The sequence below is a fragment of the Schaalia odontolytica genome, from assembly GCF_009730335.1.
Taxonomy (GTDB): domain Bacteria; phylum Actinomycetota; class Actinomycetes; order Actinomycetales; family Actinomycetaceae; genus Pauljensenia; species Pauljensenia dentiphila.
In genome coordinates, this window is the sequence record NZ_CP046315.1 from 1,780,262 (window position 1) to 1,803,597 (window position 23,336).

18 protein-coding genes and 3 tRNA genes are annotated in these 23,336 nt (G+C 66.4%); 3 read left to right on the forward strand and 18 right to left on the reverse strand.

Translation table 11 applies throughout. From position 1 onward, the window contains the following. Positions 1 to 7 precede the first annotated feature (7 nt). The 4 genes from FOC40_RS07785 to leuC form a co-directional block, all read right to left on the reverse strand. Positions 8 to 952, reverse strand: a complete 945-nt coding sequence (locus tag FOC40_RS07785; RefSeq protein WP_155844130.1) for a diacylglycerol/lipid kinase family protein — start codon at positions 950 to 952, stop codon at positions 8 to 10. Positions 953 to 956: 4 nt separating this feature from the next. Beyond that, on the reverse strand, positions 957 to 2,282 hold the full coding sequence (murA, locus tag FOC40_RS07790) for a UDP-N-acetylglucosamine 1-carboxyvinyltransferase (protein WP_003794941.1): 1,326 nt from the start codon (positions 2,280 to 2,282) through the stop codon (positions 957 to 959). 68 nt (positions 2,283 to 2,350) lie between these two features. After that, a complete protein-coding gene (gene leuD / locus FOC40_RS07795) occupies positions 2,351 to 2,983 on the reverse strand; it encodes a 3-isopropylmalate dehydratase small subunit (RefSeq protein ID WP_003794939.1) in 633 nt (210 codons plus the stop codon). 75 nt (positions 2,984 to 3,058) lie between these two features. Then, a complete protein-coding gene (gene leuC / locus FOC40_RS07800) occupies positions 3,059 to 4,459 on the reverse strand; it encodes a 3-isopropylmalate dehydratase large subunit (RefSeq protein WP_003794937.1) in 1,401 nt (466 codons plus the stop codon). Between the two features lie 171 nt (positions 4,460 to 4,630). Here leuC and FOC40_RS07805 point away from each other — a divergent pair, with 171 nt between their 5' ends. Beyond that, the gene (locus FOC40_RS07805; RefSeq protein WP_003793025.1) at positions 4,631 to 5,368 is read left to right on the forward strand and encodes an IclR family transcriptional regulator; all 738 of its coding nucleotides are present in this window, start codon (positions 4,631 to 4,633) and stop codon (positions 5,366 to 5,368) included. A 78-nt stretch (positions 5,369 to 5,446) separates the two neighbouring features. On the opposite strand, the gene pulA is transcribed toward FOC40_RS07805, so the two are convergent. The 5 genes from pulA to gltX all read right to left on the reverse strand — a co-directional run bounded on the left by pulA (position 5,447) and on the right by gltX (position 11,663). Further along, positions 5,447 to 9,535 carry a pullulanase-type alpha-1,6-glucosidase gene (gene pulA / locus FOC40_RS07810; protein WP_039929308.1) on the reverse strand — a complete coding sequence of 1,363 codons (4,089 nt, stop codon included), beginning with the start codon at positions 9,533 to 9,535 and terminating at the stop codon, positions 5,447 to 5,449. A 156-nt stretch (positions 9,536 to 9,691) separates the two neighbouring features. After that, a tRNA-Glu gene (locus tag FOC40_RS07815) sits at positions 9,692 to 9,767 on the reverse strand. A 21-nt stretch (positions 9,768 to 9,788) separates the two neighbouring features. Next, positions 9,789 to 9,861 (reverse strand) — tRNA-Glu (locus FOC40_RS07820). A 27-nt stretch (positions 9,862 to 9,888) separates the two neighbouring features. Then, a tRNA-Gln gene (locus FOC40_RS07825) sits at positions 9,889 to 9,960 on the reverse strand. A gap of 197 nt (positions 9,961 to 10,157) precedes the next feature. Next, complete coding sequence (gene gltX / locus FOC40_RS07830; protein WP_039929307.1) at positions 10,158 to 11,663, reverse strand: glutamate--tRNA ligase; 1,506 nt, start codon at positions 11,661 to 11,663, stop codon at positions 10,158 to 10,160. A gap of 144 nt (positions 11,664 to 11,807) precedes the next feature. On the opposite strand from gltX, the gene FOC40_RS07835 reads away from it, so the two are divergent. Continuing rightward, positions 11,808 to 12,980 carry a MalY/PatB family protein gene (locus FOC40_RS07835; protein WP_003794930.1) on the forward strand — a complete coding sequence of 391 codons (1,173 nt, stop codon included), beginning with the start codon at positions 11,808 to 11,810 and terminating at the stop codon, positions 12,978 to 12,980. Between the two features lie 83 nt (positions 12,981 to 13,063). Here the strand turns inward: FOC40_RS07835 and FOC40_RS07840 are convergent, their stop codons facing one another. The 4 genes from FOC40_RS07840 to FOC40_RS07855 all read right to left on the reverse strand — a co-directional run bounded on the left by FOC40_RS07840 (position 13,064) and on the right by FOC40_RS07855 (position 17,775). Continuing rightward, positions 13,064 to 13,861: a purine-nucleoside phosphorylase gene (locus FOC40_RS07840; protein ID WP_003794928.1), complete on the reverse strand. Its 798-nt coding sequence runs from the start codon at positions 13,859 to 13,861 to the stop codon at positions 13,064 to 13,066. Next, a complete protein-coding gene (locus tag FOC40_RS07845; RefSeq protein ID WP_003794927.1) occupies positions 13,858 to 15,303 on the reverse strand; it encodes a purine-cytosine permease family protein in 1,446 nt (481 codons plus the stop codon). Before FOC40_RS07845 ends, FOC40_RS07840 begins: the two co-directional genes overlap by 4 nt. 103 nt (positions 15,304 to 15,406) lie before the next feature. Continuing rightward, the gene (locus FOC40_RS07850) at positions 15,407 to 16,174 is read right to left on the reverse strand and encodes a fumarylacetoacetate hydrolase family protein (RefSeq protein WP_003794925.1); all 768 of its coding nucleotides are present in this window, start codon (positions 16,172 to 16,174) and stop codon (positions 15,407 to 15,409) included. Positions 16,175 to 16,290: 116 nt separating this feature from the next. Next, complete coding sequence (locus FOC40_RS07855) at positions 16,291 to 17,775, reverse strand: alanine/glycine:cation symporter family protein (RefSeq protein WP_003794923.1); 1,485 nt, start codon at positions 17,773 to 17,775, stop codon at positions 16,291 to 16,293. A gap of 253 nt (positions 17,776 to 18,028) precedes the next feature. Here FOC40_RS07855 and FOC40_RS07860 point away from each other — a divergent pair, with 253 nt between their 5' ends. Next, positions 18,029 to 20,779, forward strand: coding sequence for a DEAD/DEAH box helicase (locus FOC40_RS07860; protein WP_003794916.1), 2,751 nt, complete (start codon positions 18,029 to 18,031; stop codon positions 20,777 to 20,779). A 4-nt stretch (positions 20,780 to 20,783) separates the two neighbouring features. Here FOC40_RS07860 and FOC40_RS07865 read toward each other — a convergent pair whose 3' ends face one another. From FOC40_RS07865 to FOC40_RS07885, 5 genes are all read right to left on the reverse strand, one after another. Further along, positions 20,784 to 21,224 (reverse strand): bleomycin resistance protein, encoded by a 441-nt coding sequence (locus tag FOC40_RS07865; RefSeq protein ID WP_003794914.1) that lies wholly within the window; start codon positions 21,222 to 21,224, stop codon positions 20,784 to 20,786. 59 nt (positions 21,225 to 21,283) lie between these two features. Further along, positions 21,284 to 21,871: an NAD(P)H-dependent oxidoreductase gene (locus tag FOC40_RS07870; protein ID WP_231125993.1), complete on the reverse strand. Its 588-nt coding sequence runs from the start codon at positions 21,869 to 21,871 to the stop codon at positions 21,284 to 21,286. A 120-nt stretch (positions 21,872 to 21,991) separates the two neighbouring features. Then, positions 21,992 to 22,708: a Pr6Pr family membrane protein gene (locus FOC40_RS07875; protein WP_003794912.1), complete on the reverse strand. Its 717-nt coding sequence runs from the start codon at positions 22,706 to 22,708 to the stop codon at positions 21,992 to 21,994. A gap of 32 nt (positions 22,709 to 22,740) precedes the next feature. Then, positions 22,741 to 23,040: a type II toxin-antitoxin system YafQ family toxin gene (locus FOC40_RS07880; protein ID WP_003794910.1), complete on the reverse strand. Its 300-nt coding sequence runs from the start codon at positions 23,038 to 23,040 to the stop codon at positions 22,741 to 22,743. Further along, on the reverse strand, positions 23,030 to 23,308 hold the full coding sequence (locus FOC40_RS07885; protein ID WP_003794908.1) for a type II toxin-antitoxin system RelB/DinJ family antitoxin: 279 nt from the start codon (positions 23,306 to 23,308) through the stop codon (positions 23,030 to 23,032). The genes FOC40_RS07880 and FOC40_RS07885 overlap by 11 nt, the downstream gene beginning before the upstream one ends. Positions 23,309 to 23,336 lie beyond the last annotated feature (28 nt).

Sequence of the window (23,336 nt, forward strand, 5' to 3'; positions counted from 1 at the left end):
ACGGACCTCACACCAGGACGGACACAACCCCGGGGGCGACATCGACGGTGAAGGGGATCGAGGCGATGCGGTCACCGTCCGCCATGGCGATCATACCTGCGGGGGCGGCGAAGGAGACGACGCGGGCGCTTTCCACCTCGATAGCCGGGTGTGCCTTCGCGCGGCCGGCGACGACGCGGGCGAGCACGGGCAGGGCGCGAGACAGTGACAGGGGGCCGACGTGGCACACCTCAAGGACGCCGTCGCTCATATCCGAGGATTCCACCAGGGTGATGCCGCCGCCGAAAACTCCGGAGTTGGACGCCGATGCGATCCAGCCGCTCATGTTGCGCTCGACCCCGTCCACGGTCGCCACAATCTCGGTGGGTTCGTGCGAGGCCAGGGCCGCGAAGGCCCCGTACCCGTAGGCCAGCGGACCCGAGATGAAAGAGGATTCGTTCGCGAGAATATTCGCTCGCGCGTCCAGGCCGATCGAGACGATGCCGAGAGCGAGGCGCACGCCGTCGCGCGAGCGCACCCACATGCCGTCCAGGGGACGTATCCGGGAGGCCAGCCAGTCCGAGGAGTCGGCCCCGGCCTCGTTGGAAGAAAAACCCAGCGGAGCGAGGGAACGTGCGCGCACCAGCGGGTCCGTGCCGATCCTCAGCGCGCGACACAGGTCGTTGCCGCGACCGCCCGGCATGGGAACGAAGATCGCGTCGGACTCATGGCAGCCGCGCGCCACCGCACCCAGGTACCCGTCACCGCCCAGAGCCGCGACAAAGGAGCCAGAGGCAACCTCGCCGGCGATCGCCGCAGGGTCGTCGCCGGGCGTCGTCAGGCGAACCGCGACCTCCCAGCCGCCGCCGCGCAGGATGCGCACGATGCGCGGCCCCAGGCGCACGCTGCGCCCGCCCGCCGACATCGACGAGACGAGCAGCAAAATGCTACGGCGCGCACCCGATGCGGCCATGATCTCAGGCGTCCAGGTAACGCACGCGCGCGTCCAGCCGGTGGAGCTTGCGCGTGAAGTGCTCGTAGCCGCGCGAAATCACGTCAATACCCGACACGGTGGACGTGCCCGACGCGGCCAGGGCCGCGATCAGGTGGGAGAAGCCGCCGCGCAGGTCCGGAACCTCGATATCCGCGCTGTGCAGCGGAGTCGGGCCCGAGATAACGGCCGAGTGGTAGTAGTTCTTCTGGCCAAAGCGGCAGGGCGTCCCACCCAGGCATTCGCGGTAGACCTGGATGTTCGCGCCCATTTTGCACAGCGCCTCAGTGAAGCCGAAACGGTTCTCGTACACGGTCTCGTGCACGATCGACAGGCCCTCAGCCTGGGTGAGGGCCACGACGAGGGGCTGCTGCCAGTCCGTCATGAAGCCCGGGTGCACGGCAGTCTCCAGGGCGATCGAGTGCAGCGGCTCGCCCGGGTGGTAGAAGCGGATGCCGTCAGCATCGATGTCGAAGGCGCCGCCCACCTTGCGGAAGGTGTTGAGGAACGTCGTCATATCGGGCTGGTGAGCGCCGCGCACGTAGATGTCGCCGTGGGTGGCCAGGGCGGCCGCGCCCCACGAGGCGGCCTCGATGCGGTCAGGCAGAGCCGTGTGGCGGTAGCCGTTCAGCTTGGCGACGCCCTCAATGCGGATCGTACGATCCGTGTCCACCGAGATGATCGCGCCCATCTTCTGCAGGACGTTAATGAGGTCGAGGATCTCCGGCTCGATGGCCGCGCCCTTCAGGGTCGTGATGCCCTCGTTGCGCACGGCCGTGAGCAGCGTCTGCTCGGTCGCGCCCACGGACGGGAAAGGCAGCTCGATGATCGCGCCGTGCAGGCCGGAGGAGGGACGCTTGATGTGCACGCCGTCGGGCTGCTTGTCGACGATCGCGCCGAACTTGCGCAGCGTCTCCAGGTGGAAGTCGATGGGACGGCCACCGATCGCGCAGCCGCCCAGCTCGGGAATGAAAGCCTCGCCCAGCTGGTGCAGCAGCGGGCCACAGAACAGGATCGGAATTCGCGAGGCGCCCGCGAGCGTATCGATGTCAGAGCGCGAGGCAATCTTGACGTTCGAGGGATCCATGCGCAGCGTGCCGCGATCCTGATCGAAGTCAATCTGGACGCCGTGCAGACTCAGCAGGTCCGAGACAACGTCGGTGTCACGGATGAGCGGCACGTTGTAGAGCTCAGAGGGGGTGTCGGCGAGCAGCGACGCAACCATCGCCTTGGGGACGAAGTTTTTCGCGCCGCGCACCGTGATTTCACCGCGCAGCGGATGGCTGCCCTCAACCTGAAGAATCGATGACATGAGTGCTCCTCACTATGACGTAACTAGCCCCTACTCTAGCTAGGTAGGGGCCAGTATGCGCAGTGCTTTCAGTCGCGAGCGGACACAACTTCTTCCTTGGGCAAGAATTTCGCGGGCAGCGTGCGCGGCTTGAAGGAGGGGCGTGCGGCCTCGTAAGCCGCGATCTCATCCTCGTGGCGCAGGGTCAGGGCAATGTCGTCCAGGCCCTCCATGAGGGTCCAGCGCACGTAGTCGTCGATCTGGAAGGTGCCCGAGATCGCACCGGCTCGCCAGGTCTTGTCCTCCAGGGAAACGGTCACCTCGGTGCCGGGCTCAGCCTCGAGGAGCTTCCACAGGGACACGCAGTCCTCCTGGGAGATGATGCCGGTAACCAGGCCCTGCTTGCCAGAGTTTCCGCGGAAAATGTCAGCGAATTTGGGGGCCAGGACGACGCGGAAGCCGTAGTCCTTGAGCGCCCACACGGCGTGCTCACGCGAGGAGCCGGTGCCGAAGTCGGGACCCGCGATCAGGACGGAGCCATTCTTGTAGGCGTCCTGGTTGAGGACGAACTCGGGGTCGTTGCGCCAGGCGGCGAAGAGGGCGTCCTCGAAGCCCGTGCGGGTCACGCGCTTGAGGTAGACGGCGGGGATGATCTGGTCGGTATCGACGTTGGAGCGGCGCAGCGGGACGCCGATGCCAGTGTGGGTAATGAACTTTTCCATGGGTGGTTGAGTCTTTTCTTCCGTGGGGGACGAGGCCGGGGCCCTCCCCCGCTGTCGGGTGGCGGAGGGCGGGCCTCAGAGGTCGGCCGGGGAGGAGAGGGTGCCGCGCACGGCGGTGGCGGCCGCGACGAGCGGGGACACCAGGTGCGTGCGGCTGCCCTTGCCCTGGCGGCCTTCGAAGTTGCGGTTGGAGGTGGAGGCCGAACGGTCTCCCGCGTTCATCGTGTCGGGGTTCATGCCCAGGCACATGGAGCAACCGGCGTTGCGCCATTCGGCGCCGAACTCGGTGAAGATCTTGTCGAGGCCCTCGGCCTCGGCCTGGAGGCGCACGCGTGCGGAGCCGGGCACGACCATGACGCGCACGCCCTCGGCCTTGCGGCGGCCCTTGAAGATGCCGGCGGCGGCGCGCAGGTCTTCGATGCGGCCGTTGGTGCAGCTGCCGATGAACACGGTGTTCACGGTGATGTCGCGCATCGGGGTGCCGGCCTTGAGGTCCATGTACTCCAGGGCGCGCTCGGCGGCCGCGCGGGCAGTTTCATCGGTGAAGTCCTCGGGGGCGGGGACGGTCGCGGACAGCGGCACACCCTGGCCGGGATTGGTGCCCCAGGTGACGAAGGGCTCGATGTCGGCGGCCTCGAGGATGACCTCGGCATCGAAGACGGCGTCCTCGTCGGAGGCGAGGGAGGACCAGTATTCGACGGCGCGGTCCCAGTCCTCGCCCTCGGGGGCGTGGGGGCGGCCCTTGATGTAGTCGAAGGTCGTCTGATCGGGGGCAATCATGCCGGCGCGGGCGCCCGCCTCGATCGACATGTTGCAGATCGTCATGCGGCCCTCCATGGAGAGCTCGTGGATTGCCTGGCCACGGTACTCCAGGACGTAGCCCTGGCCGCCGCCGGTGCCGATCTTGGCGATGACGGCGAGGATGATGTCCTTGGCCGTCGACCCCTCGGGCAGGGAGCCGTTGACCGTGATCGCCATGGTCTTAAAGGGGGCCATCGGCAGCGTCTGGGTCGCGAGAACGTGCTCGACCTGGCTGGTGCCGATGCCGAAGGCCAGCGCACCAAACGCGCCGTGGGTGGAGGTGTGGGAGTCGCCGCACACGATCGTCATGCCGGGCTGGGTGAGGCCCAGCTGGGGGCCAACCACGTGGACGATGCCCTGGTCGGCGTCGCCCAGGGAGTGCAGGCGCACGCCGAACTCCTCGGCGTTCTTGCGCAGAGTGTCGATCTGGGTGCGGCTCGTGATGTCCGCGATCGGCTGGTCGATGTTGATCGTCGGCGTGTTGTGGTCCTCGGTCGCGATCGTCAGATCGGGGCGACGCACCTGGCGTCCGGCGAGGCGCAGGCCCTCAAATGCCTGGGGGCTCGTCACTTCGTGCACGAGATGGAGGTCGATGTAGAGCAGGTCGGGGGCGCCGTTCTCCCCCTTGGACACGATGTGGTCACGCCACACTTTTTCTGCCATCGTTCCGCTCATTGTTCCTCCTCTGTTCTCCGCTTTGGAGACACGGTGTCCTTCATGCTTCGCATTCAATGGAACCGCCTCATCGGCCGAGCGACCCGCTGATCTCACGTCTCGGACACCCCTTTGACCTGTTTCACTATCCGACAATTTGCCATCTCAAAAGCTGAGATATTAAATAGTTGTATGGAAGAGCAAACATCCAGTGGCGTTGGCGTTCTCGATAAGGCTGCGTTGGTTCTCAGCGCTCTCGAGGCGGGACCCGCCACCCTCGCCCAACTCGTTTCCAGCACGGGGCTTGCTCGCCCCACCGCCCATCGACTGGCCGTCGCTCTCGAATATCACCGCATGGTCGCCCGCGACATGCAGGGACGTTTTATCCTCGGTCCCCGCCTCCAGGAACTCTCCTCCGCCGCCGGCGAAGACCGCCTCCTCCAGGCCTCCATGCCGGTCCTTCAGGCTCTGCGCGACCACACGAAGGAATCCTCCCAGCTCTTCCGCCGCCAGGGAGACTACCGCGTGTGCGTGGCCGCCTCCGAACGCGAAATGGGTCTGCGCGACTCGATCCCCGTGGGCGCCACGCTCTCCATGAGCGCCGGCTCCGCCGCCCAGGTCCTGCTGGCCTGGGAGGAGCCCGACCGCCTGCACCGCGGCCTGTACGGCGCCTCCTTCAACGCCACCATGCTCTCCGAGGTGCGCCGCCGTGGCTGGGCCCAGTCCGTGGGTGAGCGAGAGCCGGGCGTCGCCTCCGTATCCGCCCCCGTGCGCGGCCCCTCCGGCCGCGTCCTGGCCGCCCTGTCCATCTCCGGCCCCATCGAGCGCATGGGTCGCCAGCCCGGACGCCAGCACGGCCCCTCCGTCATGGCGGCCGCCAACAGGCTCACGGAATTCCTCTCCACCGTCGAGGACGCCGCCGACCTGTAAGCCGCGACCTGAGACGAGATAAACGGGTGGGCCGGGACGATTGAATCGTCCCGGCCCACCCGTTTGCGTAGCGATCCGCTAGGCGACCCAGCGGCCAGCACCATCAAAGGTGTAGGCCGTGCCGTCAATAACGACGCGTCCGGTCGCCATGGCACCCGAAGGGTGGCAGAAGTACCAGCTGCCGCCGTCCTTCACCCATCCGATCGCCATCTGGCCAGATTCCGTCAGGTAGTACCACTGACCGCCCACGTTCGCCCAGCCGGTGGCCATCGAGCCATTACCGTTCAGGTAGAACCAGCCACCGCCCACGTTCACCCAGTCGGTGGCCATCGCACCGCTGCTGCGCAGGTAGTACCAGGTGTCGCCGTCCTTGAGCCATCCGGTGGCCATGGCACCGGTGTCGGGATCCAGGTAGTACCAGGTGCCATCCACTGCGGTCCAGCCGGTCGCCATCGCTCCGGACGGAGCGTAGTAGCGCCACGCGCCATCCTCGACCTGCCAACCGGTCTTCATCCAACCGTTCGCATCGAAGGAGTAGGTGACGCCTCCGCGCACAACGCGCTCGTTTGCGGGGTAGCTCCCGTCCGGGTAACGCAGCCACCAGCGGCCGTCCCCCGAGGCGACCCACTGTGCGGCAGCCGGATCCGGCTCCGGGGTGACGGTGGGATCGATGCGATCTCCCGCGGCCTGCGTGAAGACGGCAACCGTGCGAGCGGGAACCGTGACGGAGCCCGTCTTCGCATCGAAGGACGCGCCCTTGACGGTCTCGTCCGAGCCGTTCGCCTGTGCCTCGTGCAGCTTGAAGACGCGACCCGACAGGCCTTCGACCGCGGTGGTCACGGACTCCCCCGTCGCGTTGAAGACGACGAGAGCGCCATCGAGCTTCGCGTCGATGTCGTTCCCGGCCCCCGCCTCGTCGTTGATGAGCATGAGGATCGTGCCGTCCACGGCGCCCTCACCCGAGTTCGGGAAGGTCACCTTGGAGCGGATCAGATCTGCGCTGCCCAGCGTGAACAGGCGCGAGGAGGAACGCACTCGCAGGAAGTCCATCGCGATTTCCGAGGAGGTGTCGATCTGCTCCGGGGTCGGCTTCAGATCGGGGTTCTCCAGCAGCGGGCGCATGTGGTTCCAGGCCGCGCCGTTCTTCGACTTCACCGGCAGGCCTCGGCCAAAACCGTTGTCGCGCATCGACCAGTCGATCGCGTTGAAGTGATCACCAGAGTTGTAGGAGTCGCGGTCCAGGGACTTCGAGCGCAGCATCTCCGTTCCCGAGGCCCAGAAGGAGGGCGACTGCGACAGGGCCACGGAGGCCTGGCTGATCAGCGACATGCGCACGCGGTGATCCATCGGAGCATCCGCCGGCATCTTGTAGGTGACCAGGTCGAAGAGCGTCTCGTTGTCGTGGGCATCCACGTAGTTAACGTTCTCGGCGGGCTGGGAGGCGAAGCCTGCGCCCTGGCCGTTGTAGTCCAGCTGCGCGCCCGACACGGTCTTGCCGTCGTAGGTGGTGAGCGTGTAGTCCTTCAGGTTGCCCGCCAGGCCCAGCTTCACGAGGTCCACGCGGTGCAGATAGTCGGCGCGACGGTCTGCCTCGGAGCGGGTATCGAGACCGTTGAGGTCCGAGAATGCGCCCGAGCCGAAGCCTTGCAGCACGCGGTGGTCCTCGTCGAAGGGTCCACCACCGTGCACGGCGTCGCGCAGGCGGTCGTTGAACGCACCAATGCCGGTGCCATCCAGCTGTCCCTGCGTGGCCTGGGTGAACAGCGCGTTGTTCGCGACCTCACCGAAGTTCCAGCCCTCGCCGTAGATGTACATGCGCGAGCCGTCCACGCCGTCCTTCTCCAGGGTGAGGGACGCCAGGGCCGCCTTCGCGCGCTTCATCTCCTCGGCCGGGTGGTGGCCCATGAGGTCGAAGCGGAAGCCGTCGACGTGGTAGTACTTCGCCCAGTGGATCATCGAGTCGATCATCAGGTGCTCACTCATCGCGTTTTCGGTCGCGACGTTGGAGCAGCAGGTCGAGGTCTCGACACCGCCCGAGGCGTTCAGGCGCTGGTAGTAGCCGGGCACGACGCGGTCAAGCACGGAGTGGGCGGACTGACCCGCCGCGGGCGTGTGGTTGTAGACCTGGTCGAGGACGACCTGCATGCCGATCGAGTGCAGACCACCCACCATGGAGCGGAACTCGCGCACGCGTGCGCCGCCGTTCTGCTGGGACGAGGTCGCGTAGGAGCCCTCGGGGGCCATCCAGTGCAGCGGGTCGTAGCCCCAGTTGTAGGCGTCCTGGTCGGCCACGGCCGTGACCGCCGCCTGCTGCTCCTCGGACGCCGGGCCGGCATCCTCGGGGATCGCGGGTGTCTTCTGATCAGTGCGATTCTCAGGGATGGTCGCGATGTCGAAGGTGGGCAGCAGGTGCACCGTGTTCATGCCGGCGCGCGACAGCTCGGCCAGGTGGCGCATGCCGTTGGACTCGAACTGCGTGAAGGCCATGTAAGTGCCGCGCATGTACTCGGGCACCGACGTATCCGCGGCGGAGAAGTCGCGCACGTGCAGCTCGTAGATGGAGCGCTGGGCGTCATCCTCGATGACGGGAGCCTTGGAGTCCGTCCACACCGAGGGGGCGATCGACGGATTGTCCATGTTGACGGCGACGGAGCGCGTGGAGTCGACCGTCAGGGCCACCGAGTAGGGGTCGGTCACGAGGTTCGTCTCGACCTTGCCCGTTTCAGGCACGTAGACGCTGACCTCCCACAGGTACTGGGCGCCCTCGTGGATCTCACCGGCAGCATTGTCGACGCTCCAGCGGCCGTCCTCGCCGCGCACGGCGGCGGTACGCAGGCCGTCACCCTGCACGTCGGCATCGGAGCCGCGCGGGGTCGAGGTGTTCCACGACAGCAGGGTCACGTTCTTAGCGGTCGGTGCCCACAGCGCGAACGTCGGGTTACCAACCTCGTTCCAGCCCACGCCGTACGAGGCCTGGGTGGCCTTCGCCGCGTAGAGCGAGTCGAGGACCGGGGCGATCTGCACGCCGGTGAAGGCATTGACGCTCTCCCCCGACTTCTGGGCGACCGCGATCTGGCCGGTGAGGGCCTCGCGCGCCCCGGCCTCGTCGAGGGAAGCCTTCAGGGCGATGTATCCGTTGAGATTCGGGTGGGCCGCGGTCACCTCGGCAGGCAGGTCACCCGCGACAGTCAGGGCGCTCGTCGTAGCGCCCGTGACGGCACCATCCGCCAGGCCAGCGCCGCCTTCGGGGGCGGTCACCAGCTCGTAGGAAAGCTTCGCGGAACCGTCGAGGACCTGCGCGCGGGACACGCCCTCGGGCAGCAGCGAGGTCGGCCACGCGAGAATGTTCGAGGTCACCCAGTAGGCGCGCTGCTCACCCGAGCCCGCGACAGGCGCGTCAGAGGCCGCGATGTCGAGCTTATGCGTCGCAGAATCGTAGGTGAAGGTCACGAGCTTATTCGCTTTCGTTGCAAACTGGTAGTTGGCTCCGCCAACGGCGCCATCCTGCCCGTAATTCTCGTTCCACGATCCATCAATGGCAACCTTAAGTTCGTAGGAGCCTTCCGGCAGAGCCGTCGTCTCGTAGGTGTAGGTGCCTTTGCCCACCGGCTCCATGAGGGGCGCCAGGCATTCGGGCTTCCAGTTATCCGTGCAGCCCAGCGCCTTCTGGAACGAGCCAGGCAGCGTCACCATCTGGTCGGTCGCGGTGTTCCACACGCGGTGCGTCGCGCGGTTGTAGAAGAAGGTGACGGACGTCGTCTCGGTCAGGGTGTAGGAGATGTTCGCTCCCCCCGCAGCACCCCCGGCACCAAACGACGTGTCCCACGAGCCGCCCTCGGCAACCTTGTACTGATAATCGCCGGCCGGCAGCGTGAACGTCGCACTGTACACGCCCGTCGCGTCGCGCGTGAGTGCAGCCTTATCGCAGCCGGGTGCCCAGTCCGCGTCGCATCCCATCGCCGCGTTGTGGTTACCGGGGATTGTCACCAGCACGTCGGCGGCGGCGCCAGCAGCTCCCGCGTCGACAGCAGTCGCATCGTTCCCCTCGTTTGACGTTTCCGTCCCGGGCGCGGCCCACGCGGCTGGAAGCACACCTCCCATCAGCGCGATAGCCGCGCCAACGCTGAGCGTTCGGCGCAGGAATGTCCTATTGAGTCGGTATGTCACGACAGACTCCCTCGTCCAAAAGCGATCCCCTCCCATGGGGCTGCTCCTAGGTTAGACACACTGCAACGGTTCCGAAACTTTTCTGCAAAGCACAAGAGAAAACGCGGACCGAGTGGTTAACAAAAAACCTCGCCACCGCTCAGGTGCCGAGGTCATTGGTACCCCCAACCGGATTTGAACCGGTGTTAACGCCGTGAGAGGGCGTCGTCCTAGGCCGCTAGACGATGGGGGCCTTGATTCACTTATGAATCCGTACCCCCAACCGGATTTGAACCGGTGTTAACGCCGTGAGAGGGCGTCGTCCTAGGCCGCTAGACGATGGGGGCCTTGACTGAAACTTGTGTTTCAGACTGCTGGGGTACCAGGACTCGAACCTAGAATGGCTGAACCAGAATCAGCTGTGTTGCCAATTACACCATACCCCATTGGGTATCACCTGCTTCGCTTTCACGTCGCTGGCGACAGGAGATAACTGTAGCGGACTGAGGCCCTCATGCCAAATCGAAGCCCAGTGGTCCCGATCACCCACCGCCTCTCCCCCGCGAACAGGACACCTCCGGGCACGACGAAGCCCCGACCTCGTCCTCAGACAGGGCGACGAGGCCGGGGCTGGTCTCAGCGATCAGGCCAGGGAGGCGCGCAGGGCACGCAGGCGGGTCAGCGAGGAATCGCGACCCAGGATCTCCATGGACTCGAACAGCGGCGGGGAGACCTGACGGCCGGTCACGGCGACGCGCAGCGGGCCGAAGGCCAGACGGGGCTTGACGCCCATCTCGTCGACGATGCGTGCGCGCAGCGACTCCTCGAGGGCCGCGGTCGTTAACTCGGTCAGACCCTCGACGGTCTCGATGGCGGCGTCCAGGACGTCCGCGGCGTTGTCCTTGAGCTTGGAGACGGCCTTCTCGTCCATCTCCAGGGCGTCGTCGGCGACGAAGAGGAAGGCGAGCATGCCCGTGGCCTCGCCGAGCAGCTGGATGCGCGTTTGGATGAGCGGCGCGGCCTCGGTGAGGATCTCGCGCTCGCGATCGGTCAGCGCCTCGAAGGAGTCGGCCGAAACAACCTCGTCGCGGTGCAGGAAGGGCACCAGACGGTTGCGGAAGTCCTCGCCGTCCAGCAGACGGATCTGCTCGGCGTTGATGGCGATGGCCTTCTTCTGGTCGAAGCGCGCCGGATTCGGGTTCACGTCCGAAATATCGAAGGCCTGGGCCATCTCCTCCATGGAGAAGATGTCACGGTCCGCGGCGATCGACCAGCCCAGCAGGGCCAGGTAGTTGTTAAGGCCCTCGGGGATCATGCCGGCGGCCTTGTGCAGCAAAAGGTTCGACTCCGGGTCGCGCTTGGACAACTTCTTGTTGCCCTCGCCCATGACGTAGGGCAGGTGGCCGAAGCGCGGCATGAACTTGGCGACGCCGATGGCCTCAAGCGCGCGGTACAGGACGATCTGGCGGGGCGTCGAAGAAAGCAGGTCCTCACCGCGCAGCACATGGGTGATCTCCATGAGCGCGTCGTCGATCGGGTTCACCAGAGTGTAGAGCGGGTGGCCGTTGGCGCGCACGATGACGTAGTCCGGCACCGAGCCGGCCTTGAAGGTGATCTCGCCGCGGATCAGGTCCGTGAACGTGATGTCCTCGTCGGGCATGCGCAGGCGCAGGACGGGCTGGCGTCCCTCGGCGCGGAAGGCGGCGATCTGCTCCTCCGTCAGGTTGCGGTCAAAGCCGTCGTAGCCGAGCTTGGGGTCCTCACCCTTGGCGCGGTGACGCTCCTCGATCTCCTCGGGGGTCGAGTAGGACTCGTAGGCGTAGCCGGCCTCAAGCAGGCGGGCGGCCACATCACGGTAGATGTCCATGCGCTCGCTCTGGCGGTAGGGGCCGTGTGGGCCTCCCTTACCGACGCCCTCGTCCCAGTCGAGGCCCAGCCACTGCAGGGACTCGATGATCTGGTCGAAGGACTCCTGGGAGTCGCGGGCGGCATCCGTGTCTTCGATGCGGAAGACGAAGGTTCCTCCCGTGTGGCGGGCGTAGGCCCAGTTGAACAGGCACGTACGGACCATGCCGACGTGAGGGGTTCCTGTGGGCGAGGGGCAGAAGCGGACGCGAACGTCGGCACCGGTGGCAGTTGTTTCACTCATGATTCCTCCATCCTACTCCAGCGGTAGCTGTTGCATTTGCTTGATGGGTGGGCGCGCTGCGACGCGCGCCGGGGGTGCGGATAGGCTGGTTGCATCACCGAGATCGGCCCGCGCCGCTTCCACCGACTCATCCAGGAGGACACCGTGTCCGTTCGTCTCTTTTCCGACTCCCACCTCTACCGCACCGGCTCCCTGAAGTGGACGGGTATCACGACCGCGAGCGGTGAGCCGACGATCGGCGCGTGGGTAGCGGAAATGGACTTTGGGACGGCCCCAGAGGTCGCCGAGGCGATGAAGGGGGCGATCGACGACGGCCTGCTCGGCTACCAGCCGACCTGGCTGGAGCCGCGCATCGCGGGCGTGACCGCGGAGTTCCAGAAGCGTCGCTTCGGCTGGGACGTGGATGCTTCCCACGTGCGCCTCGTGGCCTCGGTCCTGCCCGCGCTTGAGGCGACCATCCAACACCTGGTGCGCCCGGGCTCGCCGATCATCGTGCCCACGCCCGCCTACATGCCGTTCCTGACGATCCCGGGCAAGTTCGACCACCCCGTCATCGAGGTTCCCTCGCTGCGTGGCACGCGCGCCGGCGGGCGCGGCTGGGCGCTCGACCTGGAGGGGATCCGCGCGGGGCTCGAGGCCGGGGCTGGCCTCGTCATCCTGTGCAACCCGTGGAACCCGGTCGGCCGCGTCCTGCGCGAGGACGAGCTTCGCGCCCTGCATGACGTGGTCTCCGGCTACGACGCGCTCGTGTTCTCCGACGAGATCCACTCCTCCCTCGTGCTGGACGAGCAGATTCCCTTCGTCTCCTACGCGTCGCTCAGCCCCTCGTTCGCATCCCACACGGTGACGGCGACCGCCGCGTCGAAGGGCTGGAACATCGCAGGCCTGCCCTCCGCACAGGTGATCCTGCCCGACGAGGCGCTGCGCGAGCGCTGGGACGTGTTTGCCGCCGACGTGCGCCACGACGCCAACGTCATCGGCACGGTGGGCGCGATCGCAGCCTACGAGCGCGGCGATGCCTGGCAGCGCGAGGTCAAGGACCTGATCCGCTCCAACGTGGACCTCGTTGAGCGCGCTCTCGCAGATACACCGATCGACTTCGTACGCCCCGAGGGCACGTACCTGACTTGGTGGGGCTTCGAGGGAGTCGACCTGGGTCCCCTCTCCCCCGCCGCGACGCTGCGCGAGCGCGCCCGCATCGCCGCCAACGAGGGCCGCACCCTGGGAGCGGACTACGCCTCGTGGGCGCGCATCAACCTGGCGTGCGCCCCCGACGCGGCCTCGCGGATCGTGGAGAGGGTCCTCGGCCTGCTCTGATCTTCTCCTGCACGAGACGAGGCCGTGGCCGGCAACGGTGGACATCCACCTCCCGACTACGGCCTCGTATTGCGTCTGTGCGCTTAGGCTCCCAGTGCCACCTCGATGCCTGCGACCACGGTCTGGCGGGCCGCGGAGGCCGCCTCAACGACGGCGGTCGGATCCGTCGGGCCATCGGCGAACGACAGGTCGGAGACAACCGACATGCCGGCGACGCGCACGCCCAGGGCATGCAGGGTGATGGCCTCCATGACGGTCGACATGCCCACACAGTCCACGCCCAGGCCCGAGAGGATGCGGGTCTCGGCCATCGTCTGGTACTCGGGGCCGCGCAGGATCGCGTAAGTACCCTCGCGCTGACAGACCCCGCGTAGCGCCTGCGTCATCTGGGCGTCCCACACGGCCGACACATCCAGGAAGAGCGGCCCATCGAAGGGCGAGGCGCCACTGACGTTCACGTGGTCGGTGATCGCCATGACGTCGCCCAGGTTCCAGGGCTTCAGGCAGCCGTTCGCGTTTGTGAGGACCGCGCGGCTGATCCCCGCCGCAACCGCAGCTCGGGCAAGAGCCGCGACGGGGCGGACGCCCAGCCCCTCGTAGAGGTGCGTGCGGCCCGTGGCCACGAGGACCACTCCCCCGCACGCCTCGTAGGCGCGCAGCTCGCCACCATGCCCGTCCGCGACCGGCGCGACGACTCCGGGGATGTCACCCAGTGAAACGGTGGCCACGGGGGCTCCCCAGGCCTCGTCGAGAGCCTCGGACAAGCCGGACCCGAGCACGACGAGCGCGTCCGGGCGTCCCGCAAGAACGGTGAGGACCCGGGCGCCGGCCTGGGCCTCGTCGTCGAGAAGAGCCTGCGTAAAGCGCGGGTCGACGCTCACTGCTCGTCCTCATGCGCGCCCTCGGCGTAGGTACGCGAGGGAAGCTTCTCCTGCGCGCGCACGCGGCCCGCGCTGGTCACCCAGTAGCCGACGAAGCCAACGACCATCGCCAGGAGGATGCCGATGTTGGCGCCCGCCCAATCACCGTCGCGGCCACCCAGGGGACCGAGGAGGTAGCCCTGCCAGGACAGCCAGGAGGCGCTCGCGTTGACGACGAGGCCCCAGCCCACCAGCGAGCCGACGATCAGGGAGGCGACAGCACCCCAGTTCACCGAGCCGTAGCGACCCGAGGGAGCGAAGAGCGAGGGCTCGTCGTAGTCATTGCGACGCAGCGCGATGTCCGCCAGCATGACGCCACCCCACGCGGCGATGACGACACCGAGGGTTGTGAGGAACGCCGTGAAGGGTGTCAGGAAGGAGTCCGCGAAGAACACGACGACGATCGTGCCGACCGTCATGATCGTGCCGTCAATCGCAGTGGCGACCGGGCGCGAGACGGGCACGCCCGTGGCCAGCAGCGACAGGCCCGAGGAGTAGATGTCCATGACGATGCCGCCGATGAGGCCCAGGATCGCGACCAGCGCGAAGGGAATGAGGAACCAGGTGGGCAGCAGCGTGGTGAGCGCGCCGATCGGGTCGCCGCCGATGGCCTCGGAGAGAGACTCGTCGGCCGAGCCAACCAGGAGGATACCGAAGAAGACGAGGATGATCGTGGGCAGCGCCGCACCCACAGTCGTCCAGCCGACAACGCCCTTCGTCGAGGCGGCGCGCGGCAGGTAGCGCGAGTAGTCGGCGGCCGCGTTAATCCAGCCGAAACCGAAGCCCACGAGGAGCATGCAGCCCGCACCGAGCACCGCAGTCATGGGCGCCGAGGGGCGCGAGGAGAGGACCGCGAAGTCGATCGTCGGTGCGACCAGGACCAAGTAGACGATCGTCAGGGCCGCGGTGGCCCACGTGATCCACGTTTGGACCTTCATGATCGCCTCGAAACCGAGGATACCCGAGCCCGCCGCCAGCACGACGACGAGGATCAGGGCGATGATCTGGGCGACGACGTGGTTCGTGAAGCCCAGCGCCCCCATCACCGTGGCCGTGGCCTGGACGGCCATGATCGCCAGGAAGGTCTCCCAGCCCACCGTCAGGATCCACGAGATCGCAGCCGAAATACGGTTGCCGTTGAAACCGAAGGCCGCGCGCGACAGGACCAGCGTCGGGGCGGAGCCACGCTTACCGGCGATCGCGATGAGGCCGCAGACCAGGAAGGACAGGGCCACGCCGACGACGGACACAACGACCGCCTGGCCGAGGGAAAGCCCGAAGCCGAGGATCCACGAGCCCCACGAGATACCCAGGACCGAAATGTTCGCCGCGAACCACGGCATGAACAGGTCGGAGGGTTTTCCCTTGCGATCGGATTCGGGAATGACGTCCAGACCGGCCATTTCGACGGCCAGCGCGCCCGATGACTGGGGTTCGCTCACGGTGTGCTCCTATGCGACGGAGATATTGTCAGAACGACATGATCCTATCACACAGGTCACACAATTAGGCTCGGACGACAGGATTCGTCAGGCTTCCAATCCCCTCGATCTCGATCTCCACGCGATCACCCGCGTGAACGATCTCGACGCCCGCGGGCGCACCCGTGGCGATCACGTCGCCGGGCAGCAGCGTCATCTGATGAGACACGTAGGACACCAGCTCGAAGGGGTTCCAGATCATGTGCGCAGTCGAGGAGTCCTGAGCGATCTCACCGTTCAGGTACGAACGAATCGCCAGGTTGGTGACATCAAGGGCGGGGTCGACCGTGATCCACGGGCCCAGCGGGCACGCCGAGTCAAAAGACTTTCCGCGCGACCAGGGGCCGCCCGTCATCGCGTCGCGGGCAGTGGCGTCGTTAGCAATCGTGTAGCCGAGGATCATCTGCGGCGCGTCCTCGACGCTCACGTCCTTGGCGAGGGACTTGATGACGATCGCGAGCTCGCCCTCAAAGGCCACCGCGTTCGACCAGGCGGGGATCGCGATCGGGTCATCGGGGCCCACGACCGAGGTATTGGCCTTCAGGAAAATCGGCGGCTCGGGGCGCTCATCAGCCGGAATCGGGGTGTCGGAGTAGTTGTCGCCGATACCCACGACCTTCGAGCGCGGAATCACCGGGGAGAGCAGGCGCACCTCGTCCAGCTCGTAGATCTGGCCGGAGGGTTCCACGGGCGAAAACAGCGGGTCACCCTTGAGCCCCACAATCCTCGTCGAGCCCTCCTCAAGGGCACCGTAGACCGGGTTCGTACCATCGGAAAAACGTGCGATTCTCATGCCGGTAGCCTAACGCAGCTCCGCGCGCGCCGCGCCGAGCAGCGCCGACATACACGACGCCGGATACGCGAGGCACGAGACATGCCCGGCGCACCCGGCGAGGTGGTCGGCAGCTATTACTTCTTCTTCTGCTTGGGGCGCTTCCACACGCTGCCGGGAACGTCGCCGGGCAGCAGCGGGTTCTTCTCGCCCACGAAGACGGGCTCGGCGACGCCATCGCGACGCTGGGCCTCGTAGTCGCGCAGCGCGCCCAGCACCCAGCGGGCCAGGAAGACCAGGGCCACCAGGTTCGTGATCGTCATGACCGCCATCGCGATGTCGACGGCGTTCCACACGACGTCCAGGGTCAGCAGGGCACCGATCGTCGCCGAGGCCACGCACACAACGCGCACGGTCCAGGTCGCCCAGCGGGCGTCACCGAAGACGAAGGACATATTCGTGTCGGAGTAGACGTAGGCGGCGATGATCGAGGAGTAGGCCAGGACGAAGATCAGGATCGCCATGGGCACGATCGTCCAGGCGCCCAGCTCGTTGGCCACGGCCAGGGTCGTCAGGTTCGAGGGGTTCACGTCCGCGCCGCTCCACACCTTCTCGCCGGCGATGAGGATGACGAATGCGGTCGCCGTGCACACGACGATCGTGTCGATGAAGACGCCCAGGGATTGGATGAGGCCCTGGCGCACCGGGTGGGACACGGTCGCGGTCGCGGCAGCGTTGGGAGCGGTGCCCTGGCCAGCCTCGTTGGAGAAGAGGCCGCGCTTGGTGCCGTTAATCATCGCGGCAATGATGCCGCCGCCCAGGCCGCCGACTGTGGCATCCATGGAGAACGCGGAGGTGAAGATCTGGCCAAGAACGGTGCCGAACTGCGTGATGTTCATGAGGCAGACGATGGCGACCATGATGACGTAGATGGTCGCCATGATCGGGGCCATCCACTCGGTGACACGGGCGACGGTGCGGATACCGCCGAAGATGACCATCGCGGAGAAGACGAAGATCAGGCCTGCGACCGTGAGCTGCGCAGCCGAGAAGCCGCCCGCGCCGGGCAGGGGCTGCTTGGCGGCTTCACCGAAGGCGCTCGTGAGCGTGCCCGCAATGGCGTTGGACTGCACGGAGGTGATGACGATACCGCAGGTGACGACGGTGATAACGGCGAAGACGTTGGCCAGGACGCGGTTCTTCATACCGCGCTTGATGTAGTAGGCCAGGCCGCCGCGGAAGGAGCCGTCAGAGTGCTTCACCTTGAAGATCTGGGCCAGCGTCGCCTCGAAGAACGCGGTCGCCATCCCCACCAGGGCCACGACCCACATCCAGAAGATCGCACCCGGGCCACCGAACATGAGCGCCGCGGCCACGCCGAACACGTTTCCGATGCCCACGCGCGCGGCGAGCGAGATCGCGAACGCCTGGAAGGAGGAGATGCCACCGTCGGCGCCCTTGCGCGAGCCGAGGACCGTGCGCACCATCTCCGGGAAGAGGCGCAGCTGCACGCCGCGGGAGACGACCGTCAGGACGAGGCCCACTCCGATTAGGATAACAATCGTCAGGTGCATCGTGATCCAGTCAGCGATCTGCTGCTCGATCTGGGCAATGTGTTCCACAGGAGCCTCCCGGGGTGTCAAAAAACGAGGCCGGGGACGGGTCGCCGCGCCTCGCGCGCTTCGCGGGGCGCACCCGCGCGTTGTAATGGGACTCGTTCATCTTGCCACAGGGCTCCGCGCCCGGCAGGCGACGTCTCGCGACGCGCACGCCCGCGCCTGAGTGCATGGGGCGCCCCGGCCTCGTCGATGAGCTGCGGGGAGGGCCCGGCGGTGCGGGGACGCAGACGTGGGCGCACTCTGGGACAATGGGGCTATGAGCGCGACTTTGAACGAGATCCTGGACGACCTGGAGGACGAGGGCCGTCTGGGCCACGACGACGCCCTGTACGAGGCCTTCGTGTCCTGGGCCGAGGGCACCGGGCGCCCGCTCTACCCCCACCAGGAGGAGGCTCTGGTGGAGATCCTGGCGGGCAACCACGTGATCGCGGCGACCCCCACGGGGTCGGGTAAGTCGATGATCGCGCTCGCCGCACACTTCACGTCGATGGCGCACGGTGGCCGCTCCTACTACACGGCGCCGCTCAAGGCCCTGGTGTCGGAGAAGTTCTTTGACCTCGTGTCCCTGTTCGGCGCGGACAACGTCGGCATGGTGACCGGCGACGTGTCTCTCAACGCCGACGCGCCCATCATCTGCTGTACCGCCGAGATCCTCGCGAATCAGTCGCTGCGCGAGGGGCCCACACTGGACGCGGACATGATCGTCATGGACGAGTTCCACTTCTACGGGGACCGTCAGCGCGGCTGGGCGTGGCAGGTGCCGCTCCTGGAGCTGAGGACCCCGCAGGTGGTGGCGATGAGCGCAACGCTGGGCGACACGACGCGTTTCGAGCGCGCGTGGAAGGAACGCACCGGGCGCGACGTGTCCCTCATCGACGACGCGGAACGCCCCGTGCCCCTCGAGTTCGAGTACGTCGTGGACCGCCTGCCCGACACGGTCGAGCGTCTGCTGGGCGAGGGCCGCTGGCCCGTCTACATCGTGCACTTCTCCCAGCGCGACGCCGTGGCCACCGCGCAGTGTTTCGACCGTTCCTCGCTGATTTCTCCCGAGCAGAAGAAGGCGATCGCCGCGCAGCTGGCGGGCGTGTCGTTTACGAAGGGCTTCGGGCAGACCCTCAAGTCGCTGCTGGCTCAGGGCATTGGCGTGCATCACGCGGGCATGCTGCCGCGCTACCGTCGCCTCGTCGAGCGCCTCACGCAGGCGGGTCTGCTGCCGATCGTGTGCGGCACGGACACCCTGGGGGTCGGCATCAACGTGCCGATTCGCACGGTGCTGATGACGTCACTCGTGAAGTACGACGGCCGACGCATGCGCCACGTGAGCGCGCGCGAGTTCCACCAGATCGCGGGCCGCGCAGGCCGCGCAGGCTTCGACACGGTCGGTTTCGTGCGCGTCCTGGCCCCCGAGCACGAGGTCGACGCCGCCCGTGAGCGCGCACGCCTGAGCGCCGCGCAGGAGGCCGCACGCGACGCCCGCGAGGCCAAGCGCGCCGCCAAGAAGTCGGCGAAGAAGCGCAAGGGCCCCGGCGAGGGCGAGATCTCGTGGACGCGATCGACGTTCGAGCGCCTCGTCGATGCGGCTCCCGAGCAGCTCACGAGCCGTTTCGAGATGACGCACGCGATGGTCCTCAACGTGCTGGCCGGTGCGCCTGCGGCCGGGCGTGACCCGGGTGAGCACCTCGTGTGGCTGGCGCGCAACAACGACGATCCGCCCACGGATCGCAACCCGCACCTGCGCCGCCTGGGTGAGATCTACACGTCGATGAAGCAGGCGGGCGTCGTTGAGCACGTGTCCTCTGCCGACGCCTCGGCGTCGGGTGAGCCTCGTCTGCGTGCGGCCACCGACCTGCCGGACGACTTCGCGCTCAACCAGCCGCTCTCTCCCTTCGCGCTGGCGGCGCTCGAGCTCTTGGACCCCGAGTCCCCGACCTTCGCCCTGGACGTCGTCTCGGTCATCGAGTCTGTCCTAGAGGATCCGCGCCCGCTCCTGTTCGCGCAGGAGAAGGCGGCGCGGGCCGAGGCGGTGGCCGCGATGAAGGCGCAGGGCATGGACTACGACGAGCGCATGGCCGCCCTGGAAGAGGTGACGTGGCCGCGCCCGCTGGCCGATCTACTGGGGGAAGCGTTCGCGGTATACCTGCACGCGAACCCGTGGATCGAGGATCAGGAGATTTCCCCGAAGTCGGTCGTGCGCGAGATGATCGAGAACGCACTGACGTTCACGGGCATCGTGGGCCGCTACGACGTGGGTCGCTCCGAGGGCATCGTGCTGCGCTACCTGACGGACGCGTACCGAGCGCTGCGCCAGATCGTACCGGACGAGCTGATGACGGACGAGCTCCGTTCGATCATTGCGTGGCTGTCGGCGCTGATCCGCGCGGTGGACTCCTCGCTGCTGGACGAGTGGGAGGCCATGTCCACGGGCCAGGCCATCCCCGCGTCCGAAGGCGACGGCACCCAGGGCGCGGAGCTGGCGTTTGGCGCTCGGGAGGACGGGACGGTTCCGTTCAGCGCGAATCGTCACGCGTTCCGCACGGCGATCCGTGGTGCCCTGTTCGAGCGCGTGGAGGCGATGAGCCGCGACAACGTCGAGGCCTTGGCGCGCCTGGACAAGGCCTCGCGCACCCCGGTAGCCGCACCGTGGGGCGAGGACGAGTGGGACGCGGTGCTCGAGCGCTACTGGGCGGAGCACGAGTGGATCGGCATCGACCAGCGTGCGCGCGCCCTGTCGCTGTGCTCGCTCAACGAGGCCCCGACCCGCGAGGACGTGCTGGAGCTGGCCCCCGCTGTGGTTTCCTCTGATTTCGAGCGCGCCCAGGTGGCGCGCATCGAAGCGATCGCGGACGCGGTCGATCAGGCTGCGGCCGGCACGTTCTGGCTGGCTACGCAGACCCTGTTCGACTCGGAGGAGGACATGGACTGGCGTATCGTCGCCCTCGTGGACGTGGGAGCCTCGGACGAGGCGAACCGCGTCGCCTTGGCGACGGTCACTGTCGGGCCTCGTTAGGGGCCTACTCTCCGCCTTGGGTCTCTGGCGCTCGCCGCTCGCCGATCTCCTGCTGGAGGCGCACAAGGTAGCCGTCGGGGTCCTGGACCAGGAACTGCCGAACGCCGATCTCGCGCTCGCCCGCCCGATACCACTGTTCTTCGGGTTCGACGAAGATCGGCCACTGCGCCTGCGTGAGGCGCCGCCACGCGGCGTCCAGATCTTCGACCTGAACCTCGAGGTTGATCCCACGACCAAGCGGTGGCTCAAGGGGGCCGGTCGCCCACGTCCTCCCGTGGTTGATCTGGTCGAGCATCAGGTGCGCGTTGTCCAAGACGAGGTATCCGAAGCCCTCCTCGGGCCGCTCGTATCGAAGGCAGAAGCCGACGAGGTCGCACCAAAAGCGGCGCGACGCCTCGTAGTTGGTGACGGCAAGTTCGGGAACAAGCCCGGGTTCGCTGGTCATGGCCTCACTCTAGCGGCCACCGGGCGCGGGGGCGACTGGGCTGGCTGCCGCACAGCGGGTCAGCGGCGGGCGTAGCGTCGTACCTTCTCGACAAATTCGGCGCGGTATTCCGGGGTGTCCTGCGGATGATCGATCTTGCCAAGGATAAACGTGTCCGTCAGACGAATGCCGACAAAGCCCAGGATCATGTGCTTCCACCGCGTGACCGGACCACCGAAGAGACGATAGATGAGAGCGGATGCGCGGGAGGTGAGGATCAGCGCCGCGGTCTTGCCCGTCAGCTTCGCCTCGCTCTTGCCGTCGGCGAATCGGTATGCGAAGCGCGGGGTGAAAGTACGATCGATGAATCCCTTGAGGATCGCTGGTTCGGCCGACCACCAGATCGGGAAGCTGAAGACGAGGTGATCCGCCCACGCGATCAGCTCCTGGTAGCGTTCCGGGGCGCTTTCGTCCTCCATGTGCTTGCGGTACCCGTATCGCAGGTTCGGGTCGAAGTCTTCGGTAGCGAGGTCGATGGTGCGCACCTCGTGACCGGCTCTGCTTGCCTCTTCGGCGTAGGCGCTCGCCAGCTCCTGGGAGTAACTGGCTACGTCGGGGCTTCCTTGAATAACGAGGATCTTCATGATGACTCCTTCACTATCAGACACGCGGTCTAATTATACACTTTATGCCTGGACACATCGTTGATCCATCGTTACTGTCGACTATCCTCCGAGATGCTCATACGATGACAGAACCAGTATTTACAGGAGAATTCTGGCGTTCCTTTACGCGCCTTTGAAGCGTTTCGCACCAGTTCGACCGGTTTGTAGGATTATCCAGTCGATACCGGCAAAGATGGCCATGAAGAGCAGGGCGCCGATCAGGATCGCGACGATGTTGATCGTCACCTGCACGTAGCCAATGCGCCACACGTTGACGAAACCGTAGGGGTACTGGTGTGTGAAGGTGCCCCGAATCAGCGTGTACGCCACCCACGTGATCGGGATCAGCAGCGCGCGGCCCAGCGTCGCCCACGCAATGCCGCCGCGCGGACCCGCGAGCGCGGCCGTACCCACGAAGGCGGCCGGGACGACGATGTGCTGCAGCGGGTTGGTGACGAGCGCGAAGCCGGAGAGGACCTCGTAGGGGCCAATCAGCGTCGCGTAGACGATCGCGGTCACGGTGATCATCATGAGCGCACACAGGTGCGTGGCCCTCCCCCACGCCCCGACGCGGCCTCGGCGCGCGAGGCGGGTCGAGATGATCGCAACCATGATGTTGGACAGCTCGGTGAAGTAGGACAGGCAATTGATGAGGCGCTCGGGCGCGCCCGCCCAGCCGTGGGCGACACCCGCGAAGAGGCCCTCCTCGACGTAGGTCGGCGCAGCGTATCCATCAAAGGCCGTGATAATAAGAGTGGCGGCGACGCCCGCCCAGGCGAGAGCAGCGACCACCCAGTAGGCGGCGCGCCCGCGACGGCTCAGTTCAGTCAGCTCAACCATGCGATCTCAACTCTCCCGGATGAAAATAGCGGCTATTGAAACAGGTCCGAGTGGGAACCCGTACGAATTGCGGTCACAACGCAGATCTCTGGCTCATCCAGATAGATCAACAACCAATCCGGCCGAATATGACATTCGCGGAACCCCGCATAGTCCCCGGTCAAGAGATGATCCCTCCACTGGGGAGGCAACACTTCACCCGCAAGAATGAGATCAATGACCGCTTCGAGCTCCTTGATAGAAAGCCCTCGTTTGCGGACTCTCTTGAGATCCTTCTTGAATTGACCGGTCATCACAAGGGCACGCTGGCCCCGCTGAGGCTCACTCATCATCGACGTCCGCGAACGCTTGTGCCGCGGACGCGTAACGGGTAGCGGCAACACGCCCTGCGGCAATGTCGCGAGCCTCGCGCATAGCTAGCTCTGTGTCAGCATTAAAGCGGGGCTGGCGCAAGTCAAAGGGCAAGCCGCCCTCCATGATGGACTTGTGCAAGAAAACATTCACAGCGTCGGTGAGGTTCATACCGAACTGGGCGTACACCCTCTCAGCTTCTTCCTTCACGCTTGGATCAACGCGCATGTTAAGCGTCGCCGTTTTCATATCGCCACACCTTTCAGACGAATGTAAT

Bases quoted from the DNA above. Each gene is read 5' to 3' on its own strand.
- FOC40_RS07850 (WP_003794925.1), bottom strand. From the start codon at position 16,174: ATGAGAATCGCACGTTTTTCCGATGGTACGAACCCGGTCTACGGTGCC.
- leuD (WP_003794939.1), bottom strand. From the start codon at position 2,983: ATGGAAAAGTTCATTACCCACACTGGCATCGGCGTCCCGCTGCGCCGC.
- FOC40_RS07875 (WP_003794912.1), bottom strand. From the start codon at position 22,708: ATGGTTGAGCTGACTGAACTGAGCCGTCGCGGGCGCGCCGCCTACTGG.
- murA (WP_003794941.1), bottom strand. From the start codon at position 2,282: ATGTCATCGATTCTTCAGGTTGAGGGCAGCCATCCGCTGCGCGGTGAA.
- FOC40_RS07860 (WP_003794916.1), top strand. From the start codon at position 18,029: ATGAGCGCGACTTTGAACGAGATCCTGGACGACCTGGAGGACGAGGGC.
- leuC (WP_003794937.1), bottom strand. From the start codon at position 4,459: ATGAGCGGAACGATGGCAGAAAAAGTGTGGCGTGACCACATCGTGTCC.
- FOC40_RS07865 (WP_003794914.1), bottom strand. From the start codon at position 21,224: ATGACCAGCGAACCCGGGCTTGTTCCCGAACTTGCCGTCACCAACTAC.
- gltX (WP_039929307.1), bottom strand. From the start codon at position 11,663: ATGAGTGAAACAACTGCCACCGGTGCCGACGTTCGCGTCCGCTTCTGC.
- FOC40_RS07805 (WP_003793025.1), top strand. From the start codon at position 4,631: ATGGAAGAGCAAACATCCAGTGGCGTTGGCGTTCTCGATAAGGCTGCG.
- FOC40_RS07785 (WP_155844130.1), bottom strand. From the start codon at position 952: ATGGCCGCATCGGGTGCGCGCCGTAGCATTTTGCTGCTCGTCTCGTCG.
- FOC40_RS07885 (WP_003794908.1), bottom strand. From the start codon at position 23,308: ATGAAAACGGCGACGCTTAACATGCGCGTTGATCCAAGCGTGAAGGAA.
- FOC40_RS07880 (WP_003794910.1), bottom strand. From the start codon at position 23,040: ATGATGAGTGAGCCTCAGCGGGGCCAGCGTGCCCTTGTGATGACCGGT.
- FOC40_RS07845 (WP_003794927.1), bottom strand. From the start codon at position 15,303: ATGGCCGGTCTGGACGTCATTCCCGAATCCGATCGCAAGGGAAAACCC.